The sequence below is a fragment of the Shewanella mangrovi genome (genome assembly GCF_000753795.1).
Classification (GTDB): domain Bacteria; phylum Pseudomonadota; class Gammaproteobacteria; order Enterobacterales; family Shewanellaceae; genus Shewanella; species Shewanella mangrovi.
Genome location: NZ_JPEO01000017.1, coordinates 72,276 through 84,705, shown reverse-complemented (window position 1 = coordinate 84,705; position 12,430 = coordinate 72,276). Strand labels below are relative to the sequence as shown.

The window sequence follows — 12,430 nt, the reverse complement described above, 5'->3', positions numbered from 1 at the left end:
AGGTTCGAATCCTTCTCCCTCCACCATTTTCTCTCTTTCTTCCTTATTCCTTTTTTTCGTGCTACTCACTTTATTCAAGAAAACGTTAGTGCCGCTGCTATGAATTCACACACTTTGCGAATTTGCATTAAAAAGGCGACGTCTCCAATCAAGTAAACGCCGCCAGCTGTAGCACTGAGTCAAAGCTTAATCTATTTGCAAATATTTATGAGTCTGCACCGACAAGCGCCAGTTACGCTCAATACACACGCGCATTGCCAATTCGGTCGCGCGTGGCTTTTGACTGATTGGCTGCAAACAGATGGTTTTCCCTTGAATATCAATTTGCGTCAGCAGTTCATCTAACTGCGCAATATGATGTTCAGTCGCGACTGGATGTTTAATTTCATTGGCACGCGCTAAGGCTGACGTCAGCACAGGCAGTTTGCCCTGCATCGCCACTTTTGGCGAGACGGTCACCCAAGTTTGCTCGGCACATTGGACGTCAAAGGTACCACTGGTTTCAATTTGAGTCGTATAACCTGCCGCATGCAGCGCATAGGTCAATGGACGTAAGTCATACATGCAAGGTTCGCCGCCAGTAATTACCACATGTTTGGCGGTGAAGTGTTGGGCAACAAAACCCGCAATAATGGCCTCAGCGGTCAGTTCTGACCAACGTCCAATGCTTCCATCGGTTTGAAAAATCACACCGTTCGCTACCTGATTCTCCGGTAACAGCTCCCAAGTTTGCTTGGTGTCACACCAAGAACAACCTACCGGGCAACCTTGCAACCGCACAAACAATGCGGGGACGCCGGTCCATAGTCCTTCACCTTGGATGGTTTGAAATATTTCGTTGACTGAATATTGCATGCACTAACCTCTTTTCATTGCGGCGCACTTTATAGAAGATTTCCTGTCCAAACGCAATCAGTGGCGACTTATGGGGTTTAGCACCGTTTTACGCTAAACTAGCGCCAATTTCGGTAACAACGACGATAAAGATGACATTGAACAACAATGCTCCGACAGCAAAACGTATCGCTATTGTAGTATTTAGCGGCGGCCAAGACTCAACAACGTGTTTAGTGCAAGCGCTACAACAATATGATGAAGTCCATGCCATCACTTTCGATTACGGCCAACGTCACAAAGCAGAAATTGATGTTGCTAAAGCGCTGGCGAGCAAACTCGGCGTCGCCAGTCATAAAGTGCTCGATGTTGGCTTGTTAAATGAGTTAGCCATCTCCGCCCTCACCCGCGATAACATTCCCGTGTCCAATGAATTGATGGACAACGGTTTGCCCAACACCTTTGTTCCTGGGCGGAATATCCTGTTCTTGACCTTAGCGGGCATCTTCGCCTACCAAATTGGTGCAGAAGCGGTGATCACCGGTGTCTGTGAAACCGATTTTTCAGGTTATCCGGACTGCCGCAATGACTTTGTTGTTGCACTCAATAAAGCCCTTGAACTTGGGATGGAGCGTCATTTAAGACTGGTGACACCTTTAATGTGGCTCAATAAAGCCGAAACATGGGCATTAGCCGATCATTACGGGCAGCTCGACTTAGTGCGTCACCACACACTGACCTGTTACAACGGCATTCAGGGGGATGGCTGCGGTGAGTGCCCGGCATGCAAATTGCGCCATCAGGGGCTACAAGAGTACGTGGCTCATCAGTCTCAAGTGCAACAATCGTTGCAACAGAAGTTAGCTTCAGCGTAATGCAACCCCAAAAAACCTTGTGGTTTGCCGTCATCGCGCTCAGCCTCGTTAGTGCGGCACTGCAGTTACTCGGCTTGAGCGAATTGCTGGCATTCAAACGCAGCGATATCGCGCATGGAGAATGGTGGCGACTGATTAGCGGTAATGTGTTGCACACCAATTGGTGGCATGTGGCGATGAACCTTGCAGGCATGTGGGTCGTGGTATTTATTCATCGCATGCACTATCACGCCATAGGCTTCCTATGCTTGATGTTGGCTTTATGTTTATTCGAAGGTACTGGCCTGTACCTCGCCGTTCCGAGCTTATGGGGCTATGTAGGCTTAAGCGGTATTTTGCATGGTTTGTTCGCATTCGGTTCACTGTGCGATATTCAAAAGCATTTACGTTCAGGGTATCTGTTACTCGCAGGTGTCATCGCGAAAGTCACATGGGAACAATATGCCGGCGGCAACCCAGAGGTAACCAGCTTGATAGGCGCGCCTGTCGCGACTCAAGCACATCTGATTGGTTTACTCAGTGGTCTGCTGCTGTGGGGATTATATTGGGGCTGGTGTCGTACGCGGCAAACAACTGAAACATGACCGCTAAAAAAAGCCGCTATCTCTCAGCGGCTTTTTTGTACCTCTATGTTAGCCCAGCCTTTTTAGCTGTTCGTTAAGACTGGCAATTTCATCACGCATCCGGGCAGCGTCTTCAAATTCCAAATTACGCGCATGTTCGTACATACGCTCTTCCATCGCCGCAATCTCCTTCGTAAGGTCGCTGACGTTCCCATGATACGCGGCCTTAGGTTCTGCAACTCGGCGTAGCTGCTGGATATCTGCTTTACTTGGTAATTCACGCTCTGAACTATCGCCAACATCCATGACATCGGTGATACGTTTGACTACGCCGCGCGGCACAATGCCGTTTTCTAGGTTGAACTGATGTTGCTTCTCGCGCCGACGTGCGGTTTCGCCCATCGCTTTTTCCATTGATGCGGTAATTTTGTCGGCATACAAAATCACTTTACCGTTAACATTACGCGCGGCGCGACCAATAGTCTGAATAAGCGAACGCTCAGAACGTAGAAAACCTTCTTTATCTGCATCGAAGATACATACCAGAGACACTTCTGGCATATCTAAACCTTCACGCAACAAGTTGATGCCTACCAACACGTCAAAAATGCCTTTACGCAGGTCGCGAATGATCTCAACCCGCTCAACGGTATCGACATCTGAGTGCAGATAGCGCACTTTAACGCCATGTTCATCCAGATATTCGGTCAGATCTTCCGCCATTCGTTTAGTCAGCGTAGTCACGAGAATCCGTTCATTTACGGCAACGCGTTTGCCAACCTCAGAGAGTAAGTCATCAACCTGAATCGCCACTGGACGTACTTCTACTTCAGGATCGAGCAATCCGGTTGGTCGCACTACCTGCTCAGCAATTTCACCATCGCTACGTTCAATTTCGTAGCTGCCCGGTGTAGCCGACACGTATATCGTTTGCGGCATCAGCGACTCAAATTCTTCAAACTTCAGCGGCCGATTATCGAGTGCCGATGGCAAACGAAAACCATACTCAACCAATGTCGTTTTACGCGAACGGTCACCTTTGTACATGGCCCCTACTTGCGGCACAGTAACGTGAGACTCGTCGATGATCATCAAACCATCGTCAGGTAGATAATCCAGCAGCGTCGGCGGGCCCTCGCCTGGCGCGCGCCCCGACAGATAGCGGGAATAGTTTTCAATGCCGGAGCAATAGCCCAGCTCGTTCATCATTTCGATATCGTATTGCACCCGCTCGGTAAGACGTTGTACTTCCACCAGCTTGTTCAACTGCAATAGTTGTTCGCGGCGCTCGCGCAACTCTTCCTTAATCTGCTCTGCTGCGGCTAAGATTTTTTCCCGCGGCGTCACATAGTGAGTTTTCGGATAGACAGTGGCCCGCGCAATTTTTTTGCTGACATGCCCGGTTAATGGATCGAACAGCGATAATCGGTCGATCTCATCATCGAACAATTCAACCCGAATCGCATCACGATCGGATTCGGCAGGAAAGATATCAATCACTTCACCGCGCACACGGAAAGTCCCGCGCGCCAATTCAATATCGTTGCGCGTGTATTGCAGTTCGCTTAAGCGCTTAAGGATGTCACGTTGCCCGATAATGTCGCCTTGACGCAGGTGCAACAGCATCTTCATGTAGGAATCAGGATCGCCCAAGCCATAAATCGCCGATACCGACGCCACTAACACCACATCACGCCGTTCTAACAAGGCTTTGGTGGCCGACAGCCGCATCTGCTCGATGTGGGCGTTAACCGACGCATCTTTTTCAATAAAGGTGTTGGTTGACGGCACATAAGCTTCTGGCTGGTAATAATCGTAGTAAGAAACGAAATATTCCACCGCGTTATGGGGAAAGAACTCCTTCATCTCGCCATACAGTTGCGCGGCTAAGGTTTTATTCGGCGCAAGAATAATGGTCGGCCGGCCCAGCGTCGCAATCACGTTTGCGATAGTGAATGTCTTACCGGATCCCGTCACCCCCAGCAGCGTTTGATGGGCGAGACCAGCCTCAAGCCCTTCCACCAATTGATTGATGGCGGTTGGTTGATCACCTGCCGGGGAATAATTTGATTCTAGTGTGAAAACAGTGTCGGACACGATAACAGCTCCTTCTTCCTTGCCGACATTGTAATCACGCTTGTAAGCGAGTACCAGAATTGTTACCGCTGACGACAACTCAATCTGAATAGGACTGTTGCGAAATCAGAACAAAGATTAGATCGCGATCGCAAAAAAAGGGGATGTTTTTGAGGAAATCGATAAAAGCGCCCCAATTTAATGCACAGCATTTAAAAGAGATTTCCTTACATTTTGTTCACTCAAACATTATTGCACCTTAATTGCTGTTGACTTTTTTATCTATATGTTTTTATTAAACTTTATTTTCACTAACCAAAATTGTGCATTTTAAGTCCATCGCAGTCTCTACAAGGGTTTGCAGCTCATTTACCTTATTAACTCACAAGGTTATCCACAGAAATAGTGGATAAGTGGCTCAATCCCCCTAGCCATGCGGGATTGCCTAACTCGTGTTACATAGATGACAGAATGATGACGCCGAAATTAAATTACATTGACAGTCATCTACCTCTAAGTAATTAGTCTAGGATCATTCAAATAGAGATCGTTTTGCCCTGCTTCTGTGCAATCAAAAAACGCATTTTAATATTTCCTATAGCGAATTTTGCCGCAGCTCAATCCAGTGACATTTTTTGCAGTAAACAAATGCGCGGAGCGAAGTCACTATCTTTAAAGTAAACTTCGCTTAGCTGTTATTTTTTATGCATTATTCGCTATTAATTAACCAAAATTAGGGTGCATGCACATAAGATAATCAATTAACGCTGCAATCCAGCTTTTTTTGAAAAGGCGAGTTGACTCAGTTAAAAGAGCGTTTTACTATGCGCTCCGTCTTCAGAGACGCATCGCAATTCCCCAGTAGTTCAGTCGGTAGAACGGCGGACTGTTAATCCGTATGTCACTGGTTCAAGTCCAGTCTGGGGAGCCAAGCGATTCTGAAACATTTGTTCCCCAGTAGTTCAGTCGGTAGAACGGCGGACTGTTAATCCGTATGTCACTGGTTCAAGTCCAGTCTGGGGAGCCACTCTTACCTTCGCCCTCTTTAACTTAATCCCTTTTATTGTCACTTAGACTCGTCACTGACTTGTGATTGTCCCATCTAATTCTTTTATATCTGGCTATTCACCGCGCATAAGTACTAACCCCTGAATTCTATGTGTTGTTTATCGTCGCCTAAATGCCGATAATAAGCGCCCATGAAAATGAACCTATTGCATTGCAATGACTGAATATTTACTGCTGTTGATCGGCACTGTGCTGGTGAACAACTTCGTATTGGTTAAATTTCTCGGCCTTTGTCCCTTTATGGGCGTATCAGGCAAGTTGGAATCCGCCCTAGGTATGGCAATGGCCACGACCTTTGTGCTAACACTGGCCTCGATTCTTAGTTATCTGGTTAACCAATATTTATTAATGCCATTTGGGCTGGAATACCTACGCACCATGAGTTTTATTCTGGTGATTGCCGTCGTGGTGCAATTTACCGAAATGGTGGTGCAAAAAACCAGTGCCACGCTCTATCGAGCGCTGGGCATCTATCTACCTTTGATCACGACTAACTGCGCCGTACTCGGGGTAGCGCTGCTGAATGTGAATGAACAGCACAACCTGCTACAAAGCGCTGTATATGGTTTTGGCGCCGCGGTTGGATTTTCGTTAGTGCTCATCCTCTTTTCTGCGATGCGTGAGCGTCTTGCCGCCGCCGATGTTCCAATGCCATTTCGTGGTGGCGCCATCGCCATGATCACTGCCGGTCTGATGTCACTCGCCTTTATGGGCTTCACTGGCTTAGTGAAATAACGGAGCGTTAAATGTTAACTGCTGTTGTACTACTGACACTGCTCGCTTTAGTGTTTGGCGTGATTTTAGGGTTTGCCGCAGAAAAATTCCGCGTTGAGGGCAATCCGATTGTCGATCAACTTGAGGCCTTATTACCGCAAACTCAATGTGGCCAATGTGGATTTCCTGGTTGTCGCCCCTATGCCGAAGCCATCGCCAATGGTGAGAAAATTAACCGTTGTCCTCCCGGTGGCACTGCGACGATGGAAAAGCTCGCAGATCTGATGGGGGTGGAGCCCGAGCCTTTATCGGCCGAGGCACAAGACCAGACTAAAAAAGTTGCCTTTATTCGTGAAGAAGAATGTATTGGCTGCACCAAATGTATTCAGGCGTGCCCTGTTGATGCCATTGTTGGTGCCGGCAAACTGATGCATACAGTATTAACGGTTAACTGCACAGGCTGCGATCTTTGTGTTGAGCCATGCCCAGTAGACTGCATCGACATGATCCCAGTCGCTCAAAATACCCGTAGCTGGGACTGGCGCTTAAATGCCATTCCGGTAAAAACGTTGTAATCGGGGATAGTCAATTGAATCTTATTGATATAATCGAACAAAATACGCTTTGGCCGTTAACTGGTGGCATTCATCCGGCAGAGATGAAGCACCTTTCAAATCAAACCACCATTGCCCGTTTACCGCTGGCGAAAACCTTTTATATTCCCCTACCTCAGGTCGGTGACAGTGCATTACTCGTAGTCAAGGTGGGAGATCGCGTACTCAAAGGGCAGCCGCTGACGAAATCAGCCGGGGCTATGTATCTTGCAGCTCATGCCCCCACATCTGGCCTAATTACCGCGATTACGCCACACGCCAGTAACCATCCATCAGCGCTCCCCGAGCTCACCTGCATTATCGAAGCCGATGGCAAAGACGAATCGGTGCCGTACCATAGTGCCGCGGCTCAGGAACTCTCAAAGGAAGAATTGATTGCACGGATTCGCGAAGCTGGTATTGCGGGGATGGGCGGCGCCATGTTTCCGAGCCATATTAAGCTTAGACCTGCAGCTAAAATCGAATTATTAATCATTAACGGTGTTGAATGTGAGCCTTATATCAGCTCCGATGATCGCCTTATGCGTGAACACGCGGCCAACATTGTCGCTGGCATCGAAATAATTCAACAGTTGATTGGTGCCCGCCGTATTGTTATTGCGATTGAAGATAATAAAGCGGAAGCTGCCGCGGCGATGACCAGCGCGATTGCACAAAGTGCCGCGTTAAAGCCGATAGCCTTAGTACGGGTGATCCCAACCAAATATCCCTCTGGCGGTGAAAAACAGCTTATTCAGATTATCACCGGTAAAGAGGTACCGTCCGGATCTATTCCTGCTCAGCTGGGGATTGTTGTGCACAACGTAGGCACGGCCTACGCCATCCGTGATGCCGTCGTCGAAGGTAAACCGCTAATTGAACGTGTGGTGACTGTGACGGGCGGTAATATCGAGCAAAACGGTAATTACTGGCTACCCATTGGTACGCCGGTTAGTCACGTTCTGCAGCAATTAAAATTGCGAAAAGATAAGCAAGCACAAGTGATTGTGGGTGGCCCGATGATGGGCTATGCCTTACCAGACGCCAATGTACCCGTCCTTAAAGGGACAAACTGTTTGCTTATTCCAAAACGCAACGAGCTTACCCATGCCAGCGCTGAACGCGCCTGCATCCGTTGTGGAGAATGTGCCCAAGTTTGTCCGGCATCGCTGTTACCTCAGCAGTTGTATTGGCATGCAAAGGCCGAAGAATACGACAAAGCCAACGCGTTTAATCTGCAAGACTGTATCGAATGCGGCTGTTGTGCCTTCGTCTGCCCTTCTGAAATCCCGTTGGTAAAATATTATCGCGTCGCCAAGGCGGCAATACGTAAGGATCGCGCTGAAAAGGTACAGGCAGAACAAGCTAAAATCCGCTTTGAAGCGCGTATCGCGCGTCTGGAACAGGAAAAGCAGGAGCGCGAAGCTAAGGCCAAAGAAGCGGCTGAACGCCGCAAAGCAGCGATGAACAACGACGATAAGGACGCCGTTGCCGCAGCACTGGCGCGTGTTCAAGCCAAGAAGCAAGCACAAGCGACCACAGCGCCGAGCAATGATGCTATAGCCGCGGCGGTTGCCCGTGCGAAGGCCAAGAAACAACAAGCCATTAGCGCGACAGACACAGCCACAGACGATAAGAAATCACAGGTAGCTGCCGCCATCGCACGCGCTAAAGCCAAGAAAGCACAAGCATCAGCAAGCGACACTTCAGCGGCCTCAGCATCGACGTTGGATACGCCAGCGCAAGATAGCAAGCAAGCACAAATCGCAGCCGCCGTTGCCAGAGCCAAGGCGAAGAAAGCGGCACAAACTGCACCGGCTCAAAATAATGAAGTTGCGGATAAACTTGCAACCGACGGCGTTGAGCAAATAAACAGCACAAATGATAAAGCAGCACGGGTCGCCGCGGCAGTTGCTCGTGCTAAAGCGAAAAAGACGGCAGCAACCGAATCATCTGTTGAGTCTGCAGAGGCGCCGTCTACTGACCAAAAAGCACAAGTTGCAGCGCCGGATGATAAGGCAGCGCGGGTCGCCGCGGCGGTAGCTCGTGCCAAAGCCAAGAAAGCGGCACAAACTGATGAACAGGCCGCCAGTGAAACGACGCTGACAGAAGCACCTGCCACGCAGGAAAAGGCTGACGAAAAGCAAGCCAAAATTGCCGCAGCAATTGCCAAAGCAAAAGCCAAGAAAGCAGTACTAAGCGGCAGCGATGATGCCGAGCAAACCGAGGCAATGTCGAAGCAGGCGGATGATAATAGCGAGTCAAGCAGCGTCAGCGCTGCCGATGCTAAAAAAGCCAGAATTGCTGCTGCGGTTGCAAAAGCCAAAGCGAAGAAAGCGGCTGAGCAAGACAACCAGGAGAACCAGTCATAATGGCATTGAATATCGCCTCATCTCCCCATATGAGTAAGCCGCTGCGTACCAGCACTGTCATGCAACGAGTACTCTTGTGTGCCTTACCAGGCCTCGCAGTGCAGATCGCATTTTTTGGTTGGGGTACCTTGTTCCAAGTGCTACTGGCGATGCTCACCGCACTCATTAGTGAAAGCGCGATAATGAAGCTGCGAGCGCGCCCTGTCGCGAGTGCGCTATCGGATAACAGTGCCTTGCTTACTGCCCTTCTGATAGGTGTTGCAGTGCCGCCTTTAGCCCCTTGGTGGCTGACGGTGATCGGTACAGCTTTTGCCATCATTATTGTCAAACAGCTTTACGGTGGCTTAGGTAATAACCTGTTTAATCCGGCGATGGCGGCGTATGTGGTCTTGTTGATTGCCTTTCCGGTACAAATGACTTCTTGGGTAGCCCCCATCAGCATTGCCGAGCATTCTCCACAATTGCTTGAAAGCCTTAGAATCATTCTCGCTGGTACGCAAATTTCGGTCGCCGATACCTTTCAGCAAGGAATCGACGGTTTTACCATGGCAACCCCGTTAGACACCCTACGCACTGACTTATCGCAAGGCCATGTGATTAGCGACATTTTGCAGAAGTCGGCCTTTAACGGTGTCGTCGGTGCAGGTTGGTTTTGGGTCAACCTTGCCTATCTCTTTGGTGGCTTATTAATGCTGAAAATGCGGTTAATTCGCTGGCATATTAGTGCTGGAGTATTGGGCGCGTTGAGCATCTGTGCTGCTATCGGTTGGATGTGGGAACCTGCTACCCACGTCAGCCCCTTGATGCATCTTTTCAGTGGTGCCACGATGCTAGGTGCATTTTTCATTGCCACCGATCCGGTGACCGCCGCCACCAGCAACAAAGGACGCGTTATCTTTGGAGCCATTATCGGGCTACTTGTGTATCTGATCCGCAGCTATGGCGGTTATCCCGATGCCTTTGCTTTTGCCGTGCTGCTGGCCAATCTAACCGCTCCGTTGCTGGACTATTACATCAAACCTCGCACATACGGCCACGGCCGAGCATCGTCTTAAGAGGTGAACGTGAACAATAATATGCTAAAAAATGGCGTGCTACTGGGGGTGTTTGCCCTCGTCTGTTCTGCATTAGTGGCGGGGGTAAATCAGCTTACCCGTCCGCAAATTGAATATCAGCAGCGGCAACAACTGCTCAGCATATTGCACCAGATTATTCCCGATCAAATGCATGACAACGATCTGGCGGCATCCTGCAGCCTCATTACCGCACCTGATGCCTTAGGCAGCACCTCCGCGATGCCTGTCTATGTTGCACGCAAACAAGGTCAACCTCAGGCCGCCGCAATTGAGACGGTTGCCCCAGATGGTTATAACGGCAAAATCCATCTGATTGTTGCTGTAGATACCAAAGGAACAGTGCTTGGCGTCAGAACCTTAGAGCAACAAGAAACACCGGGACTCGGCGATAAAGTCGATAGTCGTAAATCAGATTGGGTCGAGCGTTTTGTCGGCAAGCAATTCGATATCAATAATCTTAAGGTGTGGTTTGTCAAAAAGGATGGCGGTGAGATAGATCAGTTTACTGGTGCGACCATTACACCACGCGCTTACACCAAAGCACTGCGTAATACCTTACGCTATTTTATTGAGCATCAGGCGCAGATTTACGCCAGCAAAAGCAACTGCGAGGAGCCTCAATCATGAGCCAATATCGCGAAATAGCCGTGCAAGGCTTATGGAAAAATAACCCAGGGCTGGTGCAATTACTCGGTCTGTGTCCGCTACTTGCGGTCACTGCAACTGTGACCAATGCTATCGGATTGGGGGTTGCAACGATGGCCGTACTCATCGGCTCCAACGTACTCGTATCATTGATCCGCGATTATGTGCCGAAAGAGATCCGTATCGCCGTCTTCGTGATGATCATTGCAGCGCTAGTGACGGTCGTGCAACTTGCTATTAACGCATACGCTTATGGGCTTTATCTCTCGCTCGGTATCTTCCTGCCACTGATTGTGACCAACTGTGTGATTATCGGCCGCGCCGAAGCTTTCGCATCACGTAACAATGTCGCCAAAGCCGCCTTTGATGGATTTATGATGGGACTCGGTTTTACCCTTGTGCTGCTGGTATTGGGAGCAATGCGTGAAATATTAGGACAAGGCACCCTGTTTGATGGCGCAGACCAATTACTGGGCGCATGGGCTGCTGGCTTACGTATCGAGCTGTGGCACACAGATACCTCGTTTCTGCTTGCTATGTTACCGCCGGGCGCATTCCTCGGTATGGGGCTGCTGATCGCATTAAAAAACGTGATAGATAAGAAACTCGAATCTAAGCAGCAGCAAACACAAGCCGCGCCAGTGGTTGAACGTGCACGTATCACTAAAGTTAACTAACACCAACGGAACGCTAAGTGAATAAGGATAAACGCCGTATTATTTTGGAGCGTCTGCGCGCTGAAAATCCCCATCCGCAAACGGAATTGAATTATCACAATCCATTTGAATTATTGGTGGCGGTCACCCTGTCAGCGCAGGCAACCGATGTCAGTGTCAATAAAGCCACTGATAAGCTATTCCCTGTGGCTAACACCCCAGCTGCCATCGTTGCGCTTGGCGTTGAAGGGCTAAAGGAATATATCAAGACTATCGGCCTTTATAACAACAAGGCAATTAACGTTGTAGCGCTGTCGCAGATCCTGCTGGATAAATATAACGGTGAAGTACCGGAAAACCGCGAGGCATTAGAATCACTGCCCGGTGTTGGCCGAAAAACAGCTAACGTTGTACTCAATACCGCGTTTGGCTGGCCGACAATTGCCGTAGATACGCATATTTTTCGAGTCTCTAACCGCACTAAATTTGCGCCTGGCAAAGATGTCGTAGAAGTGGAAAATAGATTACTTAAAGTGGTGCCTGCAGAATTCAAAGTCGATGTGCATCACTGGCTGATACTACACGGCCGCTATACCTGTATCGCCCGTAAGCCACGCTGTGGCAGCTGCATTATTGAAGATCTTTGTGAGTACTCCCCACCAAAAATAAAGTAAAGAATCAGACTTAGTTCGTTTAACAGATTCCTTATGGGATCTGTTTTTTACCTTTACAAAACCAAAATGCCAACTATGGTTAATTTATGTATAAGCGGCATTGAATTATGTAATGAATAATTTGAGGGATAATGTTCAGGTTAGGATATATAAGGATATAAAAGGCGCTTCGTTTCCAGTCGTGGTTAGGAACGGCTTCCTCCCATGCTGCTTGTACCTGAATACTTACCTAAACGACAATCATAACTCCCCACTTTCCAAAACGAGATCACGTTCCTCAAAAC

General features: G+C 48.9%; 11 protein-coding genes and 2 tRNA genes. 11 read left to right on the top strand and 2 right to left on the bottom strand.

Features of this window, described 5'->3' with window-relative positions; translation table 11 throughout:
• Nucleotides 1-186 precede the first annotated feature (186 nt).
• Nucleotides 187-855 (bottom strand): 7-carboxy-7-deazaguanine synthase QueE, encoded by a 669-nt coding sequence (queE, locus tag HR45_RS15875; RefSeq protein ID WP_037444900.1) that lies wholly within the window; start codon nt 853-855, stop codon nt 187-189.
• A gap of 131 nt (nt 856-986) precedes the next feature.
• Here queE and queC point away from each other — a divergent pair, with 131 nt between their 5' ends.
• Together queC and rrtA are read left to right on the top strand one after the other, a co-directional pair.
• Nucleotides 987-1,709, top strand: a complete 723-nt coding sequence (gene queC / locus HR45_RS15870; RefSeq protein WP_037444898.1) for a 7-cyano-7-deazaguanine synthase QueC — start codon at nt 987-989, stop codon at nt 1,707-1,709.
• Nucleotides 1,709-2,293, top strand: coding sequence for a rhombosortase (gene rrtA / locus HR45_RS15865; RefSeq protein WP_037444886.1), 585 nt, complete (start codon nt 1,709-1,711; stop codon nt 2,291-2,293). The genes queC and rrtA overlap by 1 nt, the downstream gene beginning before the upstream one ends.
• Before the next feature lie 48 nt (nt 2,294-2,341).
• Here rrtA and uvrB read toward each other — a convergent pair whose 3' ends face one another.
• Nucleotides 2,342-4,369: an excinuclease ABC subunit UvrB gene (gene uvrB, locus HR45_RS15860; protein ID WP_037444884.1), complete on the bottom strand. Its 2,028-nt coding sequence runs from the start codon at nt 4,367-4,369 to the stop codon at nt 2,342-2,344.
• Nucleotides 4,370-5,203: 834 nt separating this feature from the next.
• On the opposite strand from uvrB, the gene HR45_RS15855 reads away from it, so the two are divergent.
• The 9 genes from HR45_RS15855 to nth all read left to right on the top strand — a co-directional run bounded on the left by HR45_RS15855 (nt 5,204) and on the right by nth (nt 12,146).
• A tRNA-Asn gene (locus tag HR45_RS15855) sits at nt 5,204-5,279 on the top strand.
• A 20-nt stretch (nt 5,280-5,299) separates the two neighbouring features.
• Nucleotides 5,300-5,375, top strand: a tRNA-Asn gene (locus HR45_RS15850).
• 197 nt (nt 5,376-5,572) lie between these two features.
• Entirely contained in the window at nt 5,573-6,151 is a 579-nt protein-coding gene (gene rsxA / locus HR45_RS15845) for an electron transport complex subunit RsxA (protein ID WP_037444883.1), read from the top strand.
• Nucleotides 6,152-6,162: 11 nt separating this feature from the next.
• Nucleotides 6,163-6,705, top strand: a complete 543-nt coding sequence (gene rsxB / locus HR45_RS15840; protein WP_037444882.1) for an electron transport complex subunit RsxB — start codon at nt 6,163-6,165, stop codon at nt 6,703-6,705.
• 14 nt (nt 6,706-6,719) lie between these two features.
• Entirely contained in the window at nt 6,720-9,095 is a 2,376-nt protein-coding gene (gene rsxC / locus HR45_RS15835; protein WP_037444881.1) for an electron transport complex subunit RsxC, read from the top strand.
• Complete coding sequence (rsxD, locus tag HR45_RS15830) at nt 9,095-10,150, top strand: electron transport complex subunit RsxD (protein ID WP_037444880.1); 1,056 nt, start codon at nt 9,095-9,097, stop codon at nt 10,148-10,150. The genes rsxC and rsxD overlap by 1 nt, the downstream gene beginning before the upstream one ends.
• A 9-nt stretch (nt 10,151-10,159) precedes the next feature.
• Nucleotides 10,160-10,798, top strand: coding sequence for an electron transport complex subunit RsxG (rsxG, locus tag HR45_RS15825; RefSeq protein WP_187327386.1), 639 nt, complete (start codon nt 10,160-10,162; stop codon nt 10,796-10,798).
• The gene (locus HR45_RS15820) at nt 10,795-11,493 is read left to right on the top strand and encodes an electron transport complex subunit E (RefSeq protein ID WP_037444879.1); all 699 of its coding nucleotides are present in this window, start codon (nt 10,795-10,797) and stop codon (nt 11,491-11,493) included. The genes rsxG and HR45_RS15820 overlap by 4 nt, the downstream gene beginning before the upstream one ends.
• Nucleotides 11,494-11,510: 17 nt before the next feature.
• Complete coding sequence (nth, locus tag HR45_RS15815) at nt 11,511-12,146, top strand: endonuclease III (protein WP_037444877.1); 636 nt, start codon at nt 11,511-11,513, stop codon at nt 12,144-12,146.
• Nucleotides 12,147-12,430 lie beyond the last annotated feature (284 nt).